Source organism: Yunchengibacter salinarum, from assembly GCF_037658235.1.
GTDB classification, from domain to species: domain Bacteria; phylum Pseudomonadota; class Alphaproteobacteria; order Sphingomonadales; family Kordiimonadaceae; genus Yunchengibacter; species Yunchengibacter salinarum.
In genome coordinates this window covers 1-24,311 of sequence record NZ_JBBJLN010000012.1, presented here as the reverse complement: position 1 = coordinate 24,311, position 24,311 = coordinate 1, and the positions used below count along the sequence as shown (strand labels likewise).

General features: G+C 64.6%; 19 protein-coding genes and 1 tRNA gene. 11 read left to right on the top strand and 9 right to left on the bottom strand.

From position 1 onward, the window contains the following. Positions 1–30: 30 nt before the first annotated feature. The gene (locus WGH93_RS12335) at positions 31–1,035 is read right to left on the bottom strand and encodes a LacI family DNA-binding transcriptional regulator (protein ID WP_374765200.1); all 1,005 of its coding nucleotides are present in this window, start codon (positions 1,033–1,035) and stop codon (positions 31–33) included. A gap of 655 nt (positions 1,036–1,690) precedes the next feature. On the opposite strand from WGH93_RS12335, the gene WGH93_RS12330 reads away from it, so the two are divergent. Next, entirely contained in the window at positions 1,691–2,272 is a 582-nt protein-coding gene (locus WGH93_RS12330) for a hypothetical protein (protein WP_374765199.1), read from the top strand. Positions 2,273–2,419: 147 nt separating this feature from the next. On the opposite strand, the gene WGH93_RS12325 is transcribed toward WGH93_RS12330, so the two are convergent. Next, positions 2,420–4,177 (bottom strand): methyl-accepting chemotaxis protein, encoded by a 1,758-nt coding sequence (locus WGH93_RS12325; protein ID WP_374765198.1) that lies wholly within the window; start codon positions 4,175–4,177, stop codon positions 2,420–2,422. Between the two features lie 543 nt (positions 4,178–4,720). Between WGH93_RS12325 and WGH93_RS12320 the strand changes: the two genes are divergently transcribed. From WGH93_RS12320 to WGH93_RS12300, 5 genes are all read left to right on the top strand, one after another. Beyond that, entirely contained in the window at positions 4,721–5,374 is a 654-nt protein-coding gene (locus WGH93_RS12320) for an ABC transporter ATP-binding protein (protein ID WP_374765197.1), read from the top strand. Continuing rightward, on the top strand, positions 5,371–7,851 hold the full coding sequence (locus WGH93_RS12315; protein WP_374765196.1) for an FtsX-like permease family protein: 2,481 nt from the start codon (positions 5,371–5,373) through the stop codon (positions 7,849–7,851). Before WGH93_RS12320 ends, WGH93_RS12315 begins: the two co-directional genes overlap by 4 nt. After that, on the top strand, positions 7,844–9,022 hold the full coding sequence (locus WGH93_RS12310; RefSeq protein WP_374765195.1) for a lipocalin-like domain-containing protein: 1,179 nt from the start codon (positions 7,844–7,846) through the stop codon (positions 9,020–9,022). Before WGH93_RS12315 ends, WGH93_RS12310 begins: the two co-directional genes overlap by 8 nt. A gap of 200 nt (positions 9,023–9,222) precedes the next feature. After that, the gene (locus WGH93_RS12305; RefSeq protein ID WP_374765194.1) at positions 9,223–9,636 is read left to right on the top strand and encodes a BLUF domain-containing protein; all 414 of its coding nucleotides are present in this window, start codon (positions 9,223–9,225) and stop codon (positions 9,634–9,636) included. 90 nt (positions 9,637–9,726) lie between these two features. Then, the gene (locus WGH93_RS12300; protein WP_374765193.1) at positions 9,727–10,524 is read left to right on the top strand and encodes a S1/P1 nuclease; all 798 of its coding nucleotides are present in this window, start codon (positions 9,727–9,729) and stop codon (positions 10,522–10,524) included. Between the two features lie 67 nt (positions 10,525–10,591). Here WGH93_RS12300 and WGH93_RS12295 read toward each other — a convergent pair whose 3' ends face one another. From WGH93_RS12295 to WGH93_RS12285, 3 genes are all read right to left on the bottom strand, one after another. Next, positions 10,592–11,836 carry a methyl-accepting chemotaxis protein gene (locus tag WGH93_RS12295; protein WP_374765192.1) on the bottom strand — a complete coding sequence of 415 codons (1,245 nt, stop codon included), beginning with the start codon at positions 11,834–11,836 and terminating at the stop codon, positions 10,592–10,594. Beyond that, positions 11,833–12,366 carry a PAS domain-containing protein gene (locus tag WGH93_RS12290; RefSeq protein WP_374765191.1) on the bottom strand — a complete coding sequence of 178 codons (534 nt, stop codon included), beginning with the start codon at positions 12,364–12,366 and terminating at the stop codon, positions 11,833–11,835. The genes WGH93_RS12295 and WGH93_RS12290 overlap by 4 nt, the downstream gene beginning before the upstream one ends. A 434-nt stretch (positions 12,367–12,800) precedes the next feature. Beyond that, positions 12,801–12,874 (bottom strand) — tRNA-Gln (locus tag WGH93_RS12285). A gap of 176 nt (positions 12,875–13,050) precedes the next feature. Here WGH93_RS12285 and WGH93_RS12280 point away from each other — a divergent pair. Beyond that, positions 13,051–14,052: an NAD-dependent epimerase/dehydratase family protein gene (locus tag WGH93_RS12280; protein ID WP_374765190.1), complete on the top strand. Its 1,002-nt coding sequence runs from the start codon at positions 13,051–13,053 to the stop codon at positions 14,050–14,052. Between the two features lie 34 nt (positions 14,053–14,086). Here the strand turns inward: WGH93_RS12280 and WGH93_RS12275 are convergent, their stop codons facing one another. From WGH93_RS12275 to WGH93_RS12265, 3 genes are read right to left on the bottom strand one after another with little or no spacing between them, the layout of a single operon-like run. Then, positions 14,087–15,016 (bottom strand): 4-(cytidine 5'-diphospho)-2-C-methyl-D-erythritol kinase, encoded by a 930-nt coding sequence (locus WGH93_RS12275; RefSeq protein ID WP_374765189.1) that lies wholly within the window; start codon positions 15,014–15,016, stop codon positions 14,087–14,089. A 22-nt stretch (positions 15,017–15,038) separates the two neighbouring features. Continuing rightward, entirely contained in the window at positions 15,039–16,817 is a 1,779-nt protein-coding gene (locus WGH93_RS12270) for a tetratricopeptide repeat protein (protein ID WP_374765188.1), read from the bottom strand. A gap of 53 nt (positions 16,818–16,870) precedes the next feature. Further along, positions 16,871–18,532: an electron transfer flavoprotein-ubiquinone oxidoreductase gene (locus WGH93_RS12265; RefSeq protein ID WP_374765187.1), complete on the bottom strand. Its 1,662-nt coding sequence runs from the start codon at positions 18,530–18,532 to the stop codon at positions 16,871–16,873. A gap of 267 nt (positions 18,533–18,799) precedes the next feature. Here WGH93_RS12265 and WGH93_RS12260 point away from each other — a divergent pair, with 267 nt between their 5' ends. From WGH93_RS12260 to moaB, 3 genes are read left to right on the top strand one after another with little or no spacing between them, the layout of a single operon-like run. After that, a complete protein-coding gene (locus WGH93_RS12260; RefSeq protein WP_374765186.1) occupies positions 18,800–19,756 on the top strand; it encodes a uracil-DNA glycosylase in 957 nt (318 codons plus the stop codon). Beyond that, positions 19,753–21,588 (top strand): lytic transglycosylase domain-containing protein, encoded by a 1,836-nt coding sequence (locus tag WGH93_RS12255; protein ID WP_374765185.1) that lies wholly within the window; start codon positions 19,753–19,755, stop codon positions 21,586–21,588. Before WGH93_RS12260 ends, WGH93_RS12255 begins: the two co-directional genes overlap by 4 nt. A gap of 1 nt (position 21,589) precedes the next feature. Next, entirely contained in the window at positions 21,590–22,120 is a 531-nt protein-coding gene (moaB, locus tag WGH93_RS12250; RefSeq protein WP_374765184.1) for a molybdenum cofactor biosynthesis protein B, read from the top strand. Here the strand turns inward: moaB and WGH93_RS12245 are convergent. Next, positions 22,117–23,301: a hypothetical protein gene (locus tag WGH93_RS12245; protein WP_374765183.1), complete on the bottom strand. Its 1,185-nt coding sequence runs from the start codon at positions 23,299–23,301 to the stop codon at positions 22,117–22,119. The two genes, moaB and WGH93_RS12245, sit on opposite strands and share 4 nt — an antisense overlap. Positions 23,302–23,512: 211 nt before the next feature. Between WGH93_RS12245 and WGH93_RS12240 the strand changes: the two genes are divergently transcribed. Further along, positions 23,513–24,311: alanine:cation symporter family protein (locus tag WGH93_RS12240; RefSeq protein WP_374765182.1), on the top strand; the 799-nt coding region annotated here is incomplete at its 3' end.

Here is a 24,311-nt window from a genome sequence, read left to right as displayed (position 1 = left end):
TTACCGTGGAAATCTGACAGGGGCGGGCCGTCAGCACACCCGCATGGTGGTCCCTCTGGTCACAAGCTGCACCGGGATAATGCGCTGTACCGGCGGGCGCCCTTCCACCGCCTGAGTCAACAGGTCGGCGATGTTATGGGCCAGCGCCCCCACATCCTGACGGATGGTCGTTATGTGATCGCCAAAGCCCGGCATGTCATCGAAGCCGACAATGGACACATCCCGCGGCACCTGCTTGCCCGCCTCCACCAGCGCCTGCATGGCGCCATAGGCCATTTCATCGGAAAGCGCGAAGATGGCCGTAAAGGACAGGCCGCTTTGCAGGGCATCCCGCACCGCACGGAAACTCGCCAGTGGCTCATAACCGCCATCCAGCATGGCCGCAGGGTCGAACCCGATGCCCCGCGCCGCCAGCGCATCGCGAAAGCCGCGGAACCGATCATGGGAAATCATCGTGTAATAGGACAGCGGCGTATATTGCCGCCGGTTCGTGCCGCCGGTCAGAAACGCGATCCGCTCATGGCCCAGTTCGAGCAGGTGATTGGCCGCCAGCCGCCCGCCTTCATAATCATCGGATGTGACGGAGAAGAACCCCTCCCGATGGCCATGCAGCACCACCGGCACATTTTCCGACGACAGATAACGCAGGCGCGGGTCATCATCGAACAGGGAACCCACGATCAGCGCATCCGGCAGGAAACCGGGCAGGCCCGCACTGTTGGACGCAACGGTTTCCACTTGCAGGCCGCGCTGGAACAGCTCTGCATACAGGTGGTCCCGCAACAGGGTATGAGAGCGCATCAAAAGCGGCCCATTGCCGAAATTCAGCCCGACCCGCGTGACCCGACCCAGGGATAGTTCCCGCGCTGTGTCGGAAGGCCGGTAATCCAGTTCGCGCACGGCTTTCAGCACGGCATCCCGCCGCGCCGCCGTGATACCGCTGTGGCCATTGATGACACGGCTGACCGTGGCGACGGACACCCCGGCCTGCCGCGCGACGGACTTGATGGTTGCCCTGGTTCGGTTCTTCGCCATACCCATCCCTTGAAACCGGCGCGGTATTATTAGCCACCTCCCCCGCCAATCGCAACGCTTTGCGTGACCGCCATGACCGGTCGCGCATGGCGGCCTCCCCTTTTCTGGAAAGCTGCGCTAACGTTCAGGCCGTAAATTCTACTGGCCCTCAATATTTAGTGAAAACCAGTTACTTAAAATTATCGACAAAGCTGATAAAAGGCCGCCACTCGCTCTTATGTTGAGATTGGTAAAGAGGATTGAAATGGGTTTTCAGGGTGCGGTCTCCGCTTTTTCACGGGTCAGGAAAGCATCCACATCTACGGCTATAACGGTTTCGGCAAGGATCATCCGGTCACCACGGCAACCGTTGCCAAAATGGATATTCCGGGCGACGTTCTGGAAACCTATCTCGCCATTGCGGCAAAAAAGAACATGGACGCCGCCATTGAAGCCTTCTTTTCAGAACAGGCCGACCTGATCGCCGAATGGAAATAAGCCCGGCTTTGGGCCTGCCCGGCCTGAGGCGCCAGATGTGCCCCGGCGGAAGGGTCAGCCACCGCCGACCCCGCCGGGGCACGGTTTCGTGAACGCGCATCTCTTGCATTTCATATGGCGCAATTTACACTCATTAAGTGTCTTTTGTCGTTGCTGTGAGAAAAGGGAGATGCGGGGTATGTGGCGTGGTTTCTTTATTCTGGTGGTGGCCGGTCTGGCCGGTGGATGTGCGGGGCCGGATCGGCCTCAATGGCTGACCCCGGCGGGTGGCACAATGGATATGGACCGGGTTCACCTGGTTCATGGCGATACCGGCGTTGACAGTCTGGGTGGCGGCGACATGGCCGTTGCCGCCATTCCCGCCGACCCGGACACCGGCACCGAAGGCCAGCTCTGGCTTATTCTGCGGCAGGTGGAACCCGCCTGGATCACGCTTGACCATATCCGCGTCAATGGAAAGGCCCATGCCGATTGGGCGGAGGTATCCAACCGGGGCAAGCAGTCGAAAATGGCCCCGCCCATTGTGGACAGCAGAGGTCTTGGGGGCTGGAATGTCAATGATGACATGGCCTATCTGCGCCAGGTCATCGTGAAACTGGACCCGGCGAAGCTGCCGCAACTGGCCCGGAATGGCGTGCGGGTCGATCTGGACCGGGACGGGCGGCAATCGGTCAGCGTTCAGGTGCCCGCCACGCTTTTCAAGGATCTGTCCTGGCAACCAATGAAAGGGGCACCGGGCCCGGCGCACCCGGCGGATTGAACCGCCAACGCGCCCCGGTCTGCCCGGAACCCTGGCCTGCCCGTGCACCCTGTGACCTGCCCGTGTGAGGCGCCGGGTTGCGGGCCCGGCCCCACAGCCCGCACGGGCAGGTCACGGGCATGGCGGGCCGGGCGCGCTTGAAGCCGCTCAGCTATCCCGCATCTGGTTCAGGAAGTGCTCCATGGACTGTTCCAGTTCCCGCGCCTTGTCGGCCAGCGTGTCGGCGGACGTTTTCACCTGGTTCGCCGCCGAAGCGGTCTGGTTGGTGGCCCCCTGAATACCGGTGATATTGTGGCTCACCTCACCGCTGCCAGTGGCGGAATCCTGTGCCGCGCGGCTGATTTCCTGGGTGGCACTGTTCTGCTCTTCCACGCTGGATGCCATGGCGGTGGTCGCTTCGTCCACCTCACCGATTTCCTGCAGGATCGTTTTCATGCGATCCGCGGTTTCATCGGCGGATTTCTTGATCCGGCCAATCTGGCCATTGATGGTATCGGTCATGGTGCCGGTCTGACTGGCAAGGTTCTTCACCTCGCTGGCCACCACGGCAAAGCCCTTGCCCGCCTCTCCGGCGCGGGCCGCCTCGATGGTGGCATTCAGGGACAGCAGATTGGTCTGGTCCGCCACTTCGTCGATGGATTCCACGATGCTGTCCACTTCGGAAATCATGCTGACCAGTTCATCCAGCTTGGCATCCGCATCTCTGGCGGAATGGGTGGTGGTCTGCGTATTGTCGGCGGTTTCCGATACACGCTGTGTCACCTCGCTGATGGCGGCGGACAGTTCCTCGGTGGCGGAAGCCACGGATTCCGCTGATGCCTGCGCCTGCTCCGCGCCAGCGGCCACAGCCTCCGACTGACTGGTGGATTCCTCCACCGCTGCGGAAAGCTGGGTTGCGGCGGATTGCAGATCCGTCGCCGTGCGGATCACCACGCGCGCCACATTGCCCACCTTGTCCTCAAACTGATCGGCCAGCGCGATCATTTCTTCCTTGCGCCTTTCGGCGGCGCGCTGTTCTTCCTCCTGCTCCCGCTCAAGGCGCTCACGCTCCGCCTCGCGCTTGCGTTCCTCTTCCTCAAGCTCCCGTGCGGCGCGGCGCTCCGCCTCTTCCTGTTCCCGTTTCTGGCGTTCCTGTTCCTGAACCTGCGCGTCGCGGAACTGCTCCGCCGCAACCGCCAGGTCACCAATGGCATCCGCCCGGCTGGTACCCGTGATGGTCACATCAAGGTCGCCACCACCAAGACGGCGGAACACCTGCCGCAACCGTTCCAGCGGGCGCGCCATGCCCACATGGCCGATGCCCAGCACGAGCGCCAAAGTCATCAGCCCGGCAATGGTGGCAATCGTCAGGGTCCAGGATTGGCCCGCATCGGCGGTCTCAGTGGCGTTTTCGGCGAACCGGGCACTGAGCGTCTCGGCCCTGTTCACGAAACCGGCGGCATTTTCCCGCAGGTCGGTGGCCGTATCGCTTTCCGCCCGCATCAGAGATTCGATTTGGGCCTGCCCCTCGGACAGCTCGGATTGCCCGACACGGCGCGCGGCATCCATAACCTTTTCCAGATGGACCACATAAGAATCGAACGACCGCCGCATTCCGGCAACGTCCAGGCCCTCGATATCATTGCCCAGTTCGGTCAGTTCCTTCAATCGCTGTTCGGCGGATCGGGCGGTCGCATCCACATCATCCGCCAGATCCGATGCCCTGCCGGGCTGAAGCGCCAATTGCAGCTCGATCCGGTTCAGTTCCAGAATGTCCTGATTGAAACGCGCGCCCTTGCGCATCACCTCGCCCGCATCATCCAGCCGGTCGGATGCCCGTTCCAGATCACCCAGCGCGCCAACGGCGATGGCCGCCAATACGGCCAGACCGATCAGGGCGCCAAGGGCCTGAACGCCCCCTTTCATTGAAAGGGATATTTTTCCGAGCAGTTGTTCCATCGTTCTTTCTCACCATAATCTTTTCGATTCATACGAATCTTGGGGGCGATGGATCAGATTCCTGGGTGGTGAGTCAATTTTATAAGCCAATTTTAACAATAATTTCATCGGATGAACGCGGGTCCGAAAATTAAAGTTAATTCAATATCAACCGGTTATAGGAAAACAGAAAAATCATCTGTGAAATGCAAGCAACCCATAATACATAAGCTATTATTGACACTCTTACTGGTTGTATAATTTCGCCATTGCTTCATGTCGCGTTCATGCCGGGCGCACCTTTATCGCACATGGCAGCGCCGGCGGTCGCTTGGGGCGCATGGCGCATACGCTCCCCCCCCTTTCCGCCCCTGCCTGTGACATTTCCACATTGGGCGGGCTGGTCCCGCGGCAAACCCGCTCCACCATCTGGTTCGGTGAATACTGCAATGATACACACGGTCATACGGATAAGAGCGCCACAACTGATCGGGCGCCGTAAGCCGGTCAGCGCCTCGGGAAAGGCCCGCCATGCTTCAACTGTCAGATGTCAGGCACCATTTCGACACCCCCGGCGGGCGGCTGGATGTGCTGCGCGGCATAAGCCTGCGCGTGCAGCCGGGGCAGACCTGGGCGCTTACGGGGGAATCCGGGTCCGGCAAAAGCACGCTTCTGGCACTGGCCGCGGGGCTGGACCGCCCCTCGTCCGGCACGGTCCACCTGATGGGCCATGACCTGTCCCGCGCCGATGATGCCGCCCGTGCCGCCCTTCGCCGCAGCCATGTGGGGCTGGTGTTTCAGGCCTTCAATCTGGTGCAAACCCTGCCCGTGGCGGCCAATATCCGCTTTCAGGCGCGGCTGGCCGGGCGCACCGACCAGGGCTGGGAAGCGGCGTTGATCCGCCGCCTTGGCCTTGCGGACACGCTGAACCGGCTGCCCCACCAACTGTCCGGCGGGCAGCAGCAGCGGGTGGCGATCGCGCGGGCGCTGGCGGTGCGCCCGGCCCTGCTGCTGGCGGACGAACCCACCGGCAATCTGGATGAAACCACGGGGGATGCTGTAATGGCCCTGATGCTGGACCTGGTGGCGGACAGCGGCTGCGCGCTCGTCATGGCCACCCACAGCACGCGGCTGGCCGACCGGCTGGGGCAAAAGATGCATCTGGTCTCTGGGCTGCTTGAATGAATCCGGCCTTCGCCACAACGCTGGGCGCGCTTGTCAGCCACTGGCGGCGCCACCCTGTGCAACTGGCCACCCTGATGATCGGGCTGGCGCTGGCCACAGCGCTGTGGAGCGGCGTACAGGCCCTTAATACCGCCGCCCGCGCCAGCTATGACGACGCCGCCGAGCGCCTGACCAGCCCCATAGCCGGCGCCCGCCTGATCGAGGGGCGCGCGGGCCGCCCCCTGCCACTGGCCCTGTATGGCAAGCTGCGCCGGGCGGGCTGGCCGGTCAGCCCGATGATCCGCGTGCCGGTGCGGGTGAACGCGGTGACCGTGACCGTGCTGGGGCTGGACCCCATCAGCCTGCCCGCCCCAAACAGCGACCGCGCCGAGGCGGAAACACGCAATATGGCCTTCATGGCGCCGCCCTATCGCGGCCTGGTCCACCCCGACACCCTGACCCGGCTGGGCCTCAACCCCGGCGACAGGCCGGTGGCCGGCCGCGCGGCGGAGACGGAAACGGACAAGACCCGCCTGCCGCCGCTGCATCCAAGCCCGGATGTGCGCCGGGGCACCATCATGATGGACATGGCGCCCGCCAGCCTTGTGATGGCACGGCCCGACAGGCTCAGCGCCCTGATCCTGATGGGGGACGCCACGCCCGACCTGCCAGAGGACACCCGCATCGTCGCACCCGACCGGGCAGCCGATCTGAGCCGGCTGACCGAAAGCTTCCATCTGAATCTGACCGCTTTCGGCCTGCTGGCCTTTCTGGTGGGCCTGTTCATCGTGCATCAGGCGGTGGGGCTGGCCTATGAACAACGCCGGGCCACCATCGCCGTGATCCGCCGCATCGGGGTCAGCCGACGCCTTGTAAGCCTGTGCCTTTTGGCGGAGATGACCACACTCGCCCTGATCAGCGGCGCGGCGGGCATGATCCTGGGCGGCCTGATCGCGCGCGCGCTGCTGCCCGATCTGGCGGCCAGCCTTGAAGGGCTCTATGGCGCCCGGCTGGCGGACAGCCTGACCCTGCCGCTCGGCTGGTGGCTTGGCGGCCTTGCCATGAGCCTCGGCGGCGCCTGGCTGGCGGCAATGGGGCATGTGCTGGCGTTGCGGGGCGGCATCTTGAAGCGGGGCCGCGTGCCCCTGCAATCGGGCGGGGGCCAGCCCGCCCCCGGCGCCGGGGGGCCGGGGCGCTGGCAGACTCTGGCCGGGTTTGCGGCACTGCTGGCCCTTGTGGCGCTTTACCCCGCCGCGCACGGCCTGCCCGCGAGTTTTGCCATGATGGCCAGCCTGCTTCTGGCCGCGGCATTGCTGATGCCGCTGCTGCTGGACGGCCTGTTGCGGGCACTCGCCCTGGTGGCGCGTGGCCCGGTGGGGCAATGGCTGATGGCGGACAGTCGCGCCCGGCTGAACGGGCTATCGCTGGCGCTGATGGCCCTGTTGCTGGCGCTGGCGGTGAATATCGGCGTATCCACCATGGTGCAGAGCTTTCGCGCCACCTTCACCGGCTTTCTGGATGAGCGGCTGTTCGCAGACCTGTATGTGCGCGCCCCGGACGGGGCCACCGCCGACCGGATGGCGGGCTTTGTCACCCGGCGCTTCGATCGGGCATCGGTTCTGGCCAATGTGCAGGCCGAAACCCGCCTTGATGGCGCCCCGATCACCGTGGCCGGGGTGGACGAAAGCCCCTTCTGGCACACCCACTGGACCCTGTTGAACGCGGTGGCCGATCCATGGCCACGCCTGCAACAGGGGGACGGCCTGCTGGTAAGCGAACAACTGGCCCGCCGCCGGGGCCTGTCCCCCGGCGACAGGATGACCATTCCCGCACGCCGGGGGGTGCTGAACGGCACCGTGGTGGGGATCTATGCGGACTATGGCAACCCCAGGGGCGCGGTACGGGTGGCCACCCGCAGGCTGATCCGGCATTTCCCGGATGCCGACCGCACGCGCCTCGGCATCGTCACGGATCAGCCGGACATGATCGCCGACGCCCTTCGGCAGACATTCCGGCCCGGCGGTGAGGCCGTGCTGGATCAGGCCGGGTTGAAAGCCTATTCGCTGGACATCTTCGACCGCACATTCATGGTCACCACCGCCCTGAAAACCCTGACCCTTCTGGTGGCGGGGATCGCGCTCTTCACCAGCCTTCTGACCCTGTCGAGCATGGCGATTCCCGCGCTGGCGCCACTGTGGGCCATGGGATTGACCCGCCGCCGTCTGGCGCTGCTTGACGGCGCCAGAACGGTGTTTCTGGCAACCCTGGTCGGGGTGCTGGCCCTGCCGCTGGGGCTGATGGTAGCCCATATTCTGCTGGCCCGGATCAATGTGGCGGCCTTTGGCTGGCGCATCCCCATGGAAAGCCTGCCGGCAGACTGGCTGGGCCTGATGGCGCTGGCCCTGCCGGTGGCCGCACTGGCGGCGCTATGGCCCGCGATCAGCCTGGTGCGTCAGGGCCCGATGCGCTGGCTGAAAGGATTGCAACAGGATGGCTGACCGCCGCATACCCGCCTTCGCCCTTGTCGGCGGCCTGATCCTGCTGGGCCTTTTCGGCCCCGGCGGGGCGGACCTGCGGGCGCAACAGGGCTTTGCCGGGCTCGGCACCCGCACGGAAGGCTATGCCGCCGTGCCGGACACACCCGACCTGCGCTTTCCCCGCGATCACGGCGCCCACCCGGATTTTCGCATCGAATGGTGGTATCTCACCGCCAATCTCACCGATGAAAAGGGCGCGCCGCTCGGCATCCAGTGGACCCTGTTCCGACAGGCCGTGCGCCCGCCAGCCCGGACCACCGCGCAACAGGACGGGGCCACACCGGCCACCCCCTGGGCCAGCGATCAGCTCTGGATGGGCCATGCCGCGCTCACCACCCGCACCCGGCACCTGTTCGCGGAAAAGCTCGCCCGTGATGGGGTCGGCCAGGCCGGTGTGCAGCTTGACCCCTTCACCGCCCATATCGATGACTGGCGCCTGAGCGCACCCGACACCCCCGGCGAACGGCTGAGCCCGGTGCGCCTTCAGGCATCGGCGGACGGCTTTTCCTATGACCTGACGCTTGATGCGCGGGGGCCTCTGGTGCGTCACGGCAAGGGCGGGGTGAGCCGGAAGTCGGATCGGGGGCAGGTATCGATCTATCTCTCCCAGCCCTTTTACGAAGTGCGCGGGCGCATCCGCGTGGCGGGGGAGCAACGCACGGTCACGGGCCGGGCCTGGCTGGACCGGGAATGGTCGAGCCAGCCACTGGCCGCGGACCAGACCGGCTGGGACTGGTTCTCCCTGCACCTGTCGGGCGGCGCCAGGCTGATGCTGTTCCGCCTGCGCGGCGACAAGGGCGCCCCTTTCAAGGCGGGAAGCTGGATCGCGCCCGATGGCCAGGTGACCCCGCTGAACGGCGCGGCGATCACCATGCGCCCGCTTGAGGAAACCACACTGGCCGCAGGGCGCGTCCCCACCAGATGGCGGGTGACCCTGGCCGGGCGGGATGTGACGCTGACCGTGACGGCGCTGAACAAAGCGGCCTGGAATCCGGGGCGTGTGGCCTATTGGGAAGGACCGGTCACCGTTTCGGGAAGCCATGGGGGGCGCGGCTATCTGGAGATGACCGGCTATGACAGCGAAAGCCTGAGATCAGACCGGAACGATACGGGCAGTCCGCAGAGCCGATGAGAAACCCCGCTGGCCCATCAGGCGGGTAACAGGGCGGCTTTCCGGTCGATCCGGCCATTTGCGGCGTTGTCCCGGCCCGGCCAATGCGCTAGAAAGTGCCATGCCCCGTCGGGGTTTCCTGCGTGAAGATGGGGCCTTTGCGCGCGAAAAGGGGCGATAATGCCCCCTGTTCCTGCAATGAACGCACGGGGTTGCCAGACATGATCCTTTCCCATCTTGTGTACACAAGCACCGCCCGCGATGCGGACCAGAGCACTCTTGAGGAGATCGGCCACCAATCCTCCACCCGCAATGAAAAGGCGGATGTGACCGGTGCGCTCTGGTTTGACGGCCATCGCTTTCTTCAGATTCTGGAAGGGCCGGAAGACGCGGTGGCCCACATTTACGAACGGATCTGTCAAGACCAGCGCCACACGGATATTTCCCTGCTCAAGCAGGGGGACATTCCCCGCCGCCTGTTCCCGGACTGGTCCATGGCGACGCTGGGCGTACCCGGCGACCCGACCCGGCTGGACATGGCGGAACTGCTGTTCGCCAGCCCTGATTTCGACCTGTATCAGGCGGACCCGGTATCGCTGACTCACTTCCTTGCACGGCAACTGAAGCAGGGCTGAACCGGGTATCCGACCCCATTTTTTCACAGCCGACGGGTTTCGAGCAGTATGGTGAGAGTCGGCCTTTCACAGCACCGATAAGGACATGACATGCTCCTGAAAACCCTGACCGCCACCACCGCGCTTGCCGGCCTGATGAGCCTCGCCGCGCCCGAATCCCACGCCTGGGGGCAAACCGGCCACCGTGTTACGGGCGCCATTGCCGCCCATTATCTGAGCGCCGAAAGCAGGGCCGCGCTGGAACGCCTGCTGGGGCCGGAAACGCTGGCGGAAGCCAGCACCTGGGCGGACGAGATGCGCTCGAAGCAGACGCCGTTCTGGCAGGAAGAAGCCGGACCCTATCATTATGTCACCGTGCCCGACGGCAAGCGCTACGAGGATGTGGGCCCGCCGCCGGAAGGCGATGCCCTGACCGCGCTCGCCCGCTTCCGGGAGACCCTGCTGTCCGCCACCGCGAGCCGGGAGGATCGCCAACTGGCCCTGCGCTTCGCCATTCACATCATCGGCGATCTGCATCAGCCGCTGCATGTGGGCAATGGCACCGACCGGGGCGGCAATGATGTGGAACTGGATTTCTTCTGGGACGACAGCAACCTGCACCGGGTCTGGGACAGCGGCATGATCGGAAAAGAAGGGCTGAGCTACAGCGAATGGACCGCGTGGCTGACGGCGAAAATCACCGATCAGGATCTGGATGCCTGGTCCACGCCGGACCCGATGGTCTGGGTGCGGGAAAGCGCCGAAATCCGCCCCGAAGTCTATCCTGAAAGCGACGATCTGAGCTGGCAGTACAAATTCCAGCACATCAAGACGGTGAAACAGCGCCTGTCCAGGGCCGGGGTGCGCATGGCCGCCTGGCTGAACACGGTGTTCGCCGAAGCCGGCTGAGCACCGGCCCGGCCACCATGGCCCGAAAGTGTAACCGCCACCCCGGCGTGATGATTGGGTCCGGCGGTTACGCGCCTTCCTGGCGAATCCGTGTCAGGAAATCGCGGGCCGCGCGGGTCAGGCTGCCGGAACGCTCTTCCAGATCGTCCGCCTGGCCGCGTATGGCATCCACCAGCGTCACGGTTTCCTTCACCTTGCTTTCGATATCCCCGATATTGGCGCTCACATCCGATGTGCCCGCATGGGCTTCCTGAATATTGCGGCTGATCTCCCGCGTGGCGGCGGCCTGTTCCTCGGCGGCGCTGGCGATGGCGGACGCGATCTCGTTCAGATCCTGAATGGTCCTGCCAATGCCGGTGACCGCTTCCACCGTTTCACCGGTGCGGCCACGGATGGCGCCGATCTGGCTGTCGATATCCTCGGTGGCGCGGGCGGTCTGCTGGGCCAGGTTCTTCACCTCCCCCGCCACGACGGCAAAGCCCTTGCCGGCCTCCCCCGCGCGGGCGGCCTCGATGGTGGCGTTCAGCGCCAGAAGGTTGGTCTGCTCGGCAATGTCGTTGATAAGCTGCACCACCTCCCCGATATTGCCGCTGGAGGCTTCCAGTTCCCGGATCACCCTGCTGGAATTTTCCGCTTCCCGCGCCGCCTCGCCAGTGCGCTCATTGGACGTGGTCACCTGGGATGCAATCTCCTCCACGGAAGCGGACATTTCCTCCGCTGCGGCGGACACGGTTTCCACATTGCTGGCCGCATTGGCGGATGCCTCGGTCACGGCGCGCGCCCTGTCCAGGCTGTCTTCCGCATGTCGGATCAGGGCATCCGTTCGCTGGCGGGTCTCATGAATGCTGTCCTCGAACCCGCTGACGGTTTCCATGACCGTGGCTTCAAACGCATCGGCGATGGCGTGGCGCTCTTTTCGCAGCGCCTCGCCCTGATCTGCCATGGTCTGGCGGGCCATGTCCATATCCTGCGCACCCATCTGAAAGGTGCCCCGCATCCCCGTGCTCATGAAGCGGCGATAGAAAATCCCGCTCATGGCGGCGCGCAGCGTGGCACAGGATTCGCGCACATAAGCATCCGCCAGATCGAGCATCTGGTTCAGATTGGCGGCGGTTTCACTGTGGCGGTCATGCTGATCCCAGTCCGTGATGCGGGCTTCCATGTCGCCGTCGCTTACGGATTTGGACACCTTGCTGATGGCGGCAAGTGTGCTTTCGGCCTTATCCAGTGCCTCTGTCTTTTCCGCCAGGGCGGTTTCCAGTTCCTGGATGCGCCGGGCGTCTTCGCCGGATTTGAACATTCTGCCAATCATGACGCCCCTCCGATCAGGGACCAGATGAAGGGATCATACCCCCCGGCCCTTTCCTGTGTGATGGCTTCCAGTTTGGCCACGCTGTCCGCCAGGCCGTCCTTGCGACTGGCCGCGGCCTGTTCGATGCTGCACAGATCCCGGTAAATGGGCTTCACGGCCTCGATCCAGCTTTCCTTCGGCTTGCGGCGGTTGGAATGATAGCCGACAATATCGCCGGAGGCAGAACGGGTGGGCGTGACATGGGCAAGCACCCAGTAATACCGCCCGCTGCTGGCCATGTTCTTCACAAAGGCGAAAATTTCCTCACCCGACTGAATGCGGTCCCACAACAGCTTGAACACCGCCCGCGGCATATCCGGGTGGCGGATCAGGCTGTGCTGCTGCCCAAGCGCCGACGCGGTATCCAACTCCGACACCCGGCAGAAAACATGGTTGGCATAGGTGATCCGCCCTGTCAGGTCGGTCTTGGTTACGATCACTTCATTTTCAAAGAAAGGGCTTTCCTCATTGATCGGTGTTGGACGATCCACAAGCTTGTCCTTTTCCCATTGACCCATTGCAGCCCGCCCCATTGTTTGGGCAAAGCCAGACTCTGTCGCGTCAGCATGGCACTCTTAACCCTAACAAATGGTTGACGCAAGCGTGGCCAAGCCACGAAAAACCGCGAAAAAGCGACCCGTTCAGGTAACCTTCACGTGTGGGGGGAACATGTTCGGCTGCAAGCTGAAATCGCAGGCCGGGCACGGTGCTGCCCGGCACAAAAATGGCGAATGCCTTACCGTCCGGCTCACCCAGTCGCAATCTGGATAAGCCCGAACGATGGAACAAAGGTCTTAAAAATGCCGTTTGGCAAGCGCACGTCCAGAACCTGACTTCAGATACTTTTCGAAATCTTCTGCCCTGGAGAATCGGTAAAATCTCGTCAAAGCTAAATTTTGCCTGCGGCAAAATCAGCGAAGACGGATGGCTGGGGCGGCAGGATTCGAACCTGCGATCACGGTACCAAAAACCGATGCCTTACCGCTTGGCTACGCCCCATCAGGGTCGCCCGCTGCCGGGCTCGGACGGTTATCTAAAGAAATGGCGTGCAAGTGTAAACCCCCTTGCGCCAAAAAACTTGCTCCCATGGGCGGGGCGTGGCACCGCTTGGTTCAGGCCCCCATGAACGGCCCCGCTAACGGACCCGGACACGGCCCCAGAAAAGGACCAATCCCATGACCATATTGGTGACCGGCGCGGCAGGTTTCATCGGCTTTCATGTGGCGCGCAGCCTGGCCCGGCGCGGGGATGGCGACGGCCATGTGCTCGGCATCGACAATTTCACCCCTTATTACCTGCCACGCCTGAAACAGGCCCGCGCCGACTCCCTGGCCGCGGAGCCCGGCGCCGCGTTCGAAACCGTGGACTTTTCCCACATGGCCGCCCTTGAGGACCTAGCAAGGCGGCACCGGATCACGCAGGTGATCCATCTGGGGGCCCAGCCGGGCGTGCGCCACAGCCTGGACCACCCCCATGTCTATGCCCAGTCCAATCTGGTGGGGCATCTGAACATTCTGGAATTCTGCCGCCATCATGTGCCAGGCGGGCATCTGGTCTATGCCTCGTCGAGCAGCGTTTACGGCGGCGCCAGCGAATTGCCCTTCACCACCGATCAGCGGGTGGACACGCCCATTTCACTATATGCCGCCACCAAGCGCGCCGACGAACTGATGAGCCAGTCCTACGCCCATCTGTACGGGCTGGCACAGACGGGCCTGCGCTTTTTCACCGTATATGGCCCATGGGGCCGCCCGGACATGGCGGTCTGGCTGTTTACGGAGGCCATCCTCGAAGGCCGCCCCGTAACATTGTACAATAACGGAGACATGGGCCGGGACTTCACCTATATCGACGATATCGTTGACGGAATCCTGAAAGTGGCAGCCCATTCGCCGCCGCCCGATCCGGCCATGGGCGATGCCCCGCACCGGATTTACAATATCGGCAACAACAGGCCGAACCGGCTTCGCGATCTGGTCACCGCCATCGAGGAGGCACTGGATAGAAAAGCGGATATCCGCACCGCCCCCATGCAACCGGGCGACATGCCGGAAACCTGGGCGGACATTTCCACCATCCAGCATGATCTGGGGTTCACCCCCCGAACGACCCTTCGGGAGGGCGTGCAAGCCTTTGTGGACTGGTACCGGCACCATCGTGCCCTGTTGAACGGCTGATCCCGCGCGGCTTGTCCGGGCTTTGCCCGTGCCGTCAGCCCGCCACCAGGGGGCTGGCCACCACCCACCAGTCCGGCGCCGCGCGGCGCAGACGATCCGCCGCAGCCTCTGCATCCCCAGGCCGGTCGAACAGGGCAAAGCAGGTGGCCCCACTGCCGGACATGCGCACAAGCCGCGCCGCCGTCTGCCACCCCAATGCCGCCAGCACCCGGTCAACCGCCGGGCACAGGCGCCGGGCGGCGGGTTCAAGACTGTTCCCGCCCGCCCCGGCAAGAGCGCCCGGATCAGCCGCAATGGCGGCGCGGGCCGCATCGCTCAGGGCCGGGGCAAAGCGCCCCTCGTCCCGGAAGCCCTGAAACACCGCCCCGGTGGACAGCGCCACACCCGGATTGACCAGCACCACCGCCCCCGACCAGTCAAGCGCGGCGGGGGTCAACCGATCCCCGATACCGCCAACCCATTGCGGGGTCGCGGCGAGGCAGGCGGGTACATCCGCGCCCAGTGTCGCGCCCAGCCGCGCCAGCGTGGCACCATCCACCGGCTGCCCCCACAGCCGGTTGACCGCGCGCAGGGCGGCCGCCGCATCAGCGGACCCGCCGCCGAGCCCCGCCGCCACCGGCACGCGCTTGTCCAGCCGTACCGACACGTCGGGCGCCCGGCCCAAATGGCGGGCCAGAACGCACACCGCGCGGGACACCAGATTATCATGGCTCGCGGGCCGCAAGGCATCTGCAAACGGGCCGGTTATGGTCAGGTCCGGGCCGGGGGACACCGCCGAACGCGAGGCCGGCGCCACGCTGATCCGGTCCCCGAAACGGGTGAAATGAAAAAGGCTGTCCAGCAGATGAAAGCCGTCATCGCGCCGACCGGTGACCGCAAGCCACAGATTGAGCTTGGCGGGGGCGGATTCTGCCACTGTGTCCCCGCTGTCCACCACACCCTCGCCTTTTTCACCCGTCTTCAAGCCCTGGTTCACTGGCCACCCGTCAGTCCTGTGCTGCGGGGTTCAGGCCGAAGGCGAGCTTGTCCTTCAACGCCTTTTCCCGATCCGCATCCGGCCCGCCGGTAAGCGCGTGGCGCCACTGAAAGCGCGCCTCGATCCGGCGCCCCACTTTCCAATAGGCATCGCCCAGATGCTCATTGAGCACCGGATCGCCGGGTTCCAGCTTCACGGCGCGCTCCAGCGTAACCACGGCCTTTTCATAATCGCCGGTCAGGAAGTGCACCCATCCCAGACTGTCCAGAATGAAGCCATCCTCTGGCCGGGCCTTGGCAGCGCGGCGAATCATGTCCTTGGCGCGGGTCTCGTGCATGTCCCGGTCGATCCAGCTATAGCCAAGATAATTCAGCACATTGGGATCATCGGGTTTCAATTCCAGCGCGGTGAGCAAATCCCGCTCCGCGCCGGGCCAGTCGCCCGCCTGTTCGCGCGCAATGCCACGCACGAAAAACACGCCCCAGTCATTGCGACCGGGATCACCCAACCCGTCGATGATACGGCTGTAATAAACATCCGCCTCCTCGAACCGGTTGCGGGCGCGCAGCATATCCCCCATGCGGCGCAGCATGGGGCGGTCCTTGGGCCGCACGCGCAAGCTGTTCCTTGCCAGGCTCAGGGCGCTTTCCTCGTCTCCGCCGTCCCACAGGGCATCGATCCGCTTGCCAAGCGCACTGCGCCATAGCGGGCTGCCCTTCGGGATCGCCGTCAACGCCTCCGCCGCGCCCAGATGGTCCCCCGCATCGGCCATCTTGGACCCCAGCAGCAGGGTGGTATCCTCCACCTCCGGCGCCATATAGGCACTGAGCCGCAGATACAGGATCGCCGCCCGGTTGGAACCGCCGCTCGAAAATTCACTGGCAAGGCGATAGAAGATGAATCCGGCGGCGCCCTGTGGCCGGGCCACCACCTGCGTGGGGCGCCCCATGGTCTTGATGCGCACCGCTTCCCGCATCAGGAAGCGGCTGTTACCAAACCGGCGCGCGCTGTCATACAGAAAATTCACCGCCTGATTCAGGTCGCCCTGACGGGCCATCATGTGGGCATAGGCGATGAAAGGCTGGAACGAGGCGGGCCGATCCGCGCTTGTGAGCGCTTTGTACAAGTCCGTGGCCGCCTGATCCCGGCCCGCATGGTCCAGCAGATACGCCTTGTGCGCCAACCCGATAGGATGAAGGCGCGGGTGATTGAGCAGCGGGTCGAGCGCCTTGATCGCCGCATCCGTATCGCCCTCTCCCGCATGGGTCCAGGCGCGCAAGGCGGGCGCGATCAGCTTGGCGAAGCCCTTATTCAGATGGGCGTCCATCCGGGTGCGGGCCGTGGCCCAGTCTTCATCACGGAACGCCTTCAGAACATGCAGCAGCCCGGCCAGGGACCGATAGCTGGGCCCGACCGGCTCTGTTTCCGGCACAGCGAGCAAGGTCTCGGTCAGCCGCGCCGCCTCACCGACCCGCCCGGAATAGAGCAATTGGGCAAAGGCGCGCTCGGCCAGAACCGGGTTTTCCGGGGATGCTTTCAGGGCTTCCAGATAATAGCGGGCGGATCGGTCGTGCCGACTTTCGCTTTCCGCGATCAGGGCCGCGGCAAAAGGGCCGAAACCCGCATCATCCAGCGCTGCGCCCCCATCAAAGGCGGAGCGCCAGGGCGCCGGAACGGGACCGGCGGAAACGCCGGCATCCGGCGCGGTCCCCTGTCCGGCGCACGCGGCCAGCCCCAGGGCCACAGCCAGAAGCCCCGTTCGTGATAACACCGCCTTCAAGCCTGGCATGATTACGCGCCACTCCCTATTTCGCACAAAAGCGGCGGAAAACGCCGCGCCGGTCACATATTCGGATAATTCGGACCACCGCCGCCTTCCGGCACCACCCATTTGATGTTCTGTGTCATATCCTTGATGTCGCAGGTTTTGCAATGCACGCAGTTCTGCGCATTGATCTGCAACTTCATGTCGCCGGTCTCTTCGCTTTCCACATATTCATAGACACCCGCCGGACAATAGCGCTGCTCCGGCCCGGCATAATCGGGCCAGTTGACCGTCTCGGGCACCCTGTCATCCCGCAATGTCAGGTGGCAGGGCTGGTCTTCCTCATGGTTTGTGTTGGAAAGAAACACGCTGCTCAGCTTGTCGAACGTGATCTCCCCATCCGGCCTGGGATAGCTGATCCGCTCATGATCCTTTGCCTTGCCGGTGGCTTCATTGTCCTTGTGGGGGTGGCTGAAGGTCCACGGCATCAGAAATCCAAGGCCGATATTGTTGAGCCACATATCCAGCCCGGAATAAAGCGTTCCCATGGTGATCCCGAACTTGCCAAGCGCGGGCCGGGCATTGCGCACGGTTTTCAGGTCGCGGTAAACCCAGCTTTTGCGCAGCCGGTCATCATAGGCATCCAGCGGCTGCTCGCCCTCGCTGCCCGCCTCGATCGCCTCGAACACGGTTTCCGCCGCGATCATGGCCGATTTCATGGCATTGTGGCTGCCCTTGATGCGCGGCACATTGACAAACCCGGCGGCACAGCCCACCAGCGCCCCACCCGGAAAGGCGAGTTTGGGGATGCTTTGCAGCCCCCCTTCATTGATCGCCCGCGCCCCATAGGACACCCGGCGCCCGCCTTCCAGCAGCGGCTTTATGGCCGGGTGGGTCTTGAACCGCTGCATTTCGTCGAACGGCGACAGATACGGGTTCTCATAATCCAGCGTAACCACGAAGCCGATGGCCACCTGATTGTTTTCCTGATGATAGATAAAGCCGCCCCCGGCGGTATCGGAAAGCGGCCAGCCTTGCGTGTGGATCACCTTGCCGGGCACATGCTTGTCCGGGTCCACATCCCACAATTCCTTGATGCCGATGCCATAGGTCTGCGGCTGACTGTCGGCGCGCAGATCGAACGTTTTTTCCAGTTCGCCGGTCAGATTGCCTCGGCAACCTTCCGCGAACAGGGTATATTTGGCATGAAGCTCCATACCCGGCATGTGGGTTTCCTTGGGCTTGCCGTCCTTGCCCACGCCCATGTCGCCGGTAGCCACGCCCTTGACCCGGCCATCATCATGATACAGCACCTCCGCCGCGGCGAAACCGGGATAGACTTCCACGCCCATGGCCTCCGCCTGCTCCGCCAGCCAGCGGGACAGATTGCCCAGCGAAACGGTGTACATGCCCTTGTTGGACATCAGCGGCGGCAGCAGAAAATGGGGAATCTCGGTCTTGCCGGTCTCGCTCAGCACCCAGTGATGATTGTGCGTGACCGGCGTGTTGAGCGGCGCACCGCGATCTTTCCAATCCGGCAGCAGCTCGTTCAGGGCCTTCGGGTCCACCACGGCACCGGACAGGATATGGGCGCCCACCTCGGAACCCTTTTCCAACACGCAGACGGCCAGTTCCCGGCCCTTGTCCTCCGCCTGCTGCATCAGGCGTATGGCGCCCGCCAGCCCGGCCACGCCGCCGCCGACGATCACCACGTCAAATTCCATCGCTTCACGTTCCATCAGCCACTCCCTCCATGTGTCGCCCCGCTCGTTCATTCCTTATGCCCGCCCTGCCCCGCATCGTCAAACACAGGCGCGCGGGCGGAACGCCGGGCTGTCCGCGGTCAGGCGCGGTCAGGCGTGGTCAGGCGTGGTCAGGCGGGCAGCATGTAAAACCTGCCACAAACTGGACCACACAGTCCAGTTTATGCGGGCGGCGCCATTTTCCCGCGCTCTGCGACACCGGATCGCTTGCCCCCGGCCCGATCCCCGCGTTAAAAGATAGCCATGCCAGAAACCCGTTCCCATGCCCCGGCAGCCGAGGCCGCCACACTATCACAGGACCCCGCTGAAATGCTGGACCGTCTGCGCTTTCAGGTGGACATGGGCGTGGACGAATTCCTGATGCCGGACCCGGTCTGCTGGATGGATACCGCCGCACCGGACTCCGCGCCCCCGGACTCCGCCCATGCCCTGGGCGCACAGGCGGCTTCCGTGCAGCGGGATGGCGCCGCCCCTGCCATGGCCGGCAGCGAAGGGCACACGGCCCGGCGAACGGCGCAGCCGCGCCCGATCACGGCCCGGCCTGTCCAGTCCAGTCAGGGGGCGGGCACACAAGCCGCCGAGGCCGCCGCGCAAGCCGCATCCTCGCTGGATGCCCTGAAAGCGGCGCTGGATGCCTTTGACGGCGGCGCCATCAAGCGCAGCGCCAAATCCACCATTTTTGCCGAGGGTGACCCCGCCGCGCCGCTCATGCTGGTGGGGGATGCCCCGGACGCGGAAGACGACGCCGCGGGCCGCCCGTTTCAGGGGGCGCCCGGCGCGCTGCTGGATGCCATGCTCGCCGCCATCGGCGTGGACCGGGCCACACAATGCTATATCAGCTATCTGATTCCCTGGCGCCCCCTTGGCGGGCGCGGTGCGGATGACCGGCTGGTGGCCACCTATCGGCCTTTTCTGATGCGGCATGTGGCGCTGGCTCGGCCCGGCCTGGTGCTGGCATTCGGCACCGCCGCGGCCCGCGCCCTGACGGGCCGGGACGATACCATCAGCCGCCTGCGCGGTCGTTGGATGACGGCCTCGGATGCGGCGGGGGGCGCCACCATGATGCCCCTGTTCCAGCCGCGCTATCTGCTGCGCCAGCCAGCCGCCAAGGCACAGGCATGGCGGGATCTTCTGGCGGTCCAGGCCAGATTGACCCACATGTCACCCCATAGTGTTTCACAAGGAGAGGGCCGCGCATGACCGCCCTGACCATTCCGGCCTGCATTACCGGTTTCGGCCCTGTATGCCGCCTGCGGGCAGCCCTGATTCTGGCCTGCGCGCTGGTTCTGACCCCGTGGTCCGACCCGGCCCGCGCGGGTATCGAGCGCATCCCCCGCGTATTGAGCGAAGCCGATATCCAGCGCTATCACACCATTTTCGAATTACAGGCCGATGCCAAATGGGAAAAGGCCCGCCGGGTGATCCGCAAGCTGGATAAGCCCCTCCTGATGGGCCATGTGGATTTTCAGCGCCTGATGCACCCCACCGGCTATCGCAGCCCCTATCACGAACTGGCCGCCTGGCTGAAGGACTATGCCGACCATCCCAGCGCCTGGCGGGTTTATCGGCTGGCCCGGCGTCGTCAGGGCAATGCCCACCCGCCCCGGCGCCCGGAACAGACCCGCTATCCCGGCGTGACCGGCCAGTCCGCCCCCAAACGGCCAGAGGTGCGGGGCCGCAGCCGCATGGAAAGCCTGGCCGTGCGCCGGTTCGAGAACCGGGTGCGACGGCTGGTCAGGGCCGGTCGGGCCGACCGCGCGGAAAAACGCTATTGGGCGATTGCGGCCCGCAATATACTGAGCCCCTATGAAGAGGCGGGCGCGCTGGAGCGCATCGCATCCGGCTATTATTATGATGGCCGTGATTTCAAGGCGCAGGCGCTCGCCTCCCGCGCGGCGGAAATCGGGCGCCATGTGGAATCGGAAAGCGACTGGGTTGCCGGTCTGGCCCATTGGCGGCTCGGCAACATGGACAAGGCGCTGACCCATTTCAGCTATCTGGGCGACAATGATGTGGCCGGCCCCTGGCTGGGTTCGGCGGGCAGCTTCTGGGCCAGCCGCGCTGCCTACCGGCTTGGAAAGCCCGCCGAAGCGGAGCGCCATCTGCGCGACGCGGCCCGGCGGTTCGAGACCTTTTACGGCCTGATCGCCAGCCGCCAGTTGGGCATGGAGCCGGACATAGACTGGACCCCGCCACCACTTGAGGAAGGCGCCCTTCAACGGCTTCTCACCTTTCCCGCCACCCGTCGCGCCATTGCCCTGACCGAAGTGGGCCGCGACGATCTGGCGGACGAGGAACTGCGCCTGCTCTGGGGCCGTGAAGGGGCCAAAGTGCAGGAGGACCTGCTGGCCTTTGCCGCCGCGCTCAACCTGCCCGCCATTCAGCTCAGGCTGGGACGGGCGGGGACGCTGGGGGAGCAGGCCCCCACGGCTGTGCGCTATCCGATGCCGGATTGGGAGCCCCAGGGCGGCTTCATTCTGGACCGTGCGCTGCTGTTCGCCATGATGCGCCAGGAAAGCAACTTCAAGACCCGCGCCCGGTCCAGCGTGGGCGCGCGCGGCCTGATGCAGGTGATGCCCGCCACGGCCAGCTATCTCACCCGCGATCGCTCACTGTACCGGCGCAACCGCAACCAGCTTTACCGCCCGTCCTATAATATGGCGCTGGGCCAGCAATATGTGGATCATCTGCTGGAAATGGAGGACGTGGAAGCCAATCTGTTCATGCTGCTGGCGGCCTATAATGGCGGGCCGGGCACCCTGCACAAATGGAAGGAAACAGTGGCCTATAGCTATGATCCGCTGCTGTTCATCGAATCCATCAGCTTCCACCAGACCCGCCATTATATCGAAAAGGTGATGGCCAATCTCTGGCTTTACCGCAAGCGCCTTGGCCAGCCCACCCCCAGTCTGACAGCCATTGCCGAGGGCGCGTGGCCGGCGGTGGAGTTTGTCGATGACAATGCCGGCCAGCGGGTACAGGCCCGCCGGCGCGCCCGCCTGGAACGCCGCCGCTTCGAGGAGGACGAATAACATGCCCGACCCGGATCGGAACCGCCCTTTCCTGCCCGTGGGCATCGCCGTTGTAACGGTATCGGACACCCGCACGCCAGCGGATGACCGTTCCGGTGACGTGCTGACGGCGCGCATTGAGGCGGCGGGCCATCACCTGGCAGCACGCCATATCGTGCCCGACGACCGGGGCCGCCTACACACCTGCCTGAGCGAACTGATCGGGCGCGAGGATGTGGCGGTGATCATCACCACCGGCGGCACCGGCATCACGGGCCGGGATATCACGCCCGAAGTGGTGGAGGCCCTGTATGACAAGGCCATTCCCGGCTTTGGCGAACTGTTCCGAATGCTGTCCTATAACACCATCGGCACCAGCACCATACAGAGCAGGGTGACCGGCGGGCTGGCAGGTGACACGCTGATCTTCGCCCTGCCGGGGTCCACCGGGGCGGTGAAAGATGGCTGGGACGGCATATTGGCGAGCCAGTTGGACAACCGGCACCGCCCCTGCAATTTCGTGGAACTGATGCCCCGCTTCCGGGAGCGCTAGGCCCGCCGGAGCCGCTGGCGCAGGGGCAGCAAAAGGTGATCCGTAAGCGCCCGCGCGATCAGGAACGCCACCCCCAGCATGATGACCACAAAGGCATCCCCCTGCCACGGTGTGGCGCCCAGCATGGGAAAGAGCGAGCCATGCACCGGCTCGCCAGGGGCGTTGAGGGGAAAGCTGAAAGCGGGCTTGCCAAAGGTTAGGGCCATCAGATCCGCCACTTCCCGCACCCGAAGCTGCACAAAGACCATCACAGTGAACAGGGCCAGGGAACAGCGCCCCAGCACCACCGGAAAGGGCAAGGCGAGCCACCCGGCAACGATGCCGCCGGGGCGGGCGAACAGCCAGATCACGCCAAGCGCCGCGGGCGCCACCAACAGGGTGGAAAGGCCCGATGGCAGAACGGCCATGAAGGCGAGAAACCCCAAAAGGGCGCCCCCCTGAAGAAGCCCCAATAGCAAGGGGTCCAGGTCAAGCGCGCGCCCGTCGGCACGCGGCAGGAAAGCGGCCCCGGTGGCGCCAAGCGCGGCGGCATAAAGCGCCCGCAAGGGCGGCGGCGTGAGCCCGGCGTCTCCTTCCAGGCCGCTTAGCGCAAGAAAAAGGGGTGCCGCGAGCGCGATCAGGGCAAGGAAAATACCCCCGGCGCGGCGCACCGCATACACCACCACACCAATCAGGAAAGACAGCCAGGCGATCAGGCCCACCGACCAGGTGGCCGGGTTCCAGTGCACCGGCCCGTCATGCACGAAGGCTTCCACCAGACCGATCTGGGCGGGCAGATAGTCGATACTGGTCCACTGGCTGAAGGGCGCCCGCCCCTGAAAATAGAAACTGTTGCCATACAGGGCATAAGCCCCCTCAAAGGCCGCCAGCCCCACAAGCACAAGCACCGGCACCGGCCAGAAAACGGCCACGCGGTCCTGCACATAGCGGGGCAGCGACAGGCCCGAATCCCGCCGCGACCGGGCCGAGCGATAAAACAGATATCCCGCCAGAACCAGAAAGGCATCCAGAAACAACCCTCCCTGGCGCACCAGGAAAAGATCATTCAGATGGCTGTTCACATACAGCATGGAAAGCACCACCGGCAGGATGAAAAGGCCCTTCAGCCCATCCAGCGGCAAATGGCGCGGTGCGGTACCCCGGCCCGCGCGTGGCAGCGTCTCGCTCGGCTCGCCTGTCATGGCATGACCCTTTCCCCTGTCCTGATGACGCTATCCCCGAAAGCCACATACAATCAAGAGCGCGGGCAAATTCATGCCATCGGCTCTTTTTTTACCGGCCCCGCCCGCCTAAGGTGATCGCTGTTGTAAAACCGAAGCGACCCCGAACGACCGATCAGGTGGCCGGGGCGCGCGTCACGCTATAGTGGCATTGCCAGCAGGGGTATCGGGTATGCAGGGATTCACGCTGTCACAGGGGGCACGGGGTTTGGAAGAACAAGGGCGCGGAAATCGCGCGGCGGATCGGCCATCCCTTGGGCGGCGGATAATCCTTGCCCTGTTTGCGGCAAGCCTGTCCGTGCCCGCGCTCGCCCAATCGGGGGATGAGGCGCGCGGCACGGTGGTCCAGACCCTTGCGGCGCTGGTAAACGGGCTTGGCGACATTGTGTTTTACCAAATCACGCTGTTCGGCGTGCAGGTGGAATGGATCGTCATCTGGATGCTGGCCCCCATGCTGTTCCTGACCGCCTATTTCCGCTTTATCAATCTGCGCGGCTTCCGTCAGGCATGGCGGGTGCTGACCGGGCGTTATGCCAGCACCACGGACCCCGGCGAAGTAACCCAGTTTCAGGCCCTGTCCACCGCGCTGTCGGGCACGGTGGGGCTTGGCAATATCGCCGGTGTGGCCGTGGCCATCGGCATGGGCGGGCCGGGCGCCACCTTCTGGATGATCCTGATCGGGCTGGTGGCCATGTCGCTGAAATTCGCGGAATGTACGCTGGGCGTGAAATACCGCGACATCCACGCGGACGGCACGGTTTCCGGCGGGCCGATGTATTATCTCCATCGCGGGCTTGCCGGGCGCGGGCTGCCCCGGCTGGGCAAGGGGCTGGCCTGGGCCTATGCCCTGTTCGCCCTGCCCGCCCTGTTACAGGTGGCGCAGGTCAACCAGGCCTATAGCCAGATCAGCGGGGTCACGGGCATCCGCGGGTCGGGCGTGGCCTGGGGGTTCGGCGTGGTGCTGGCCATTG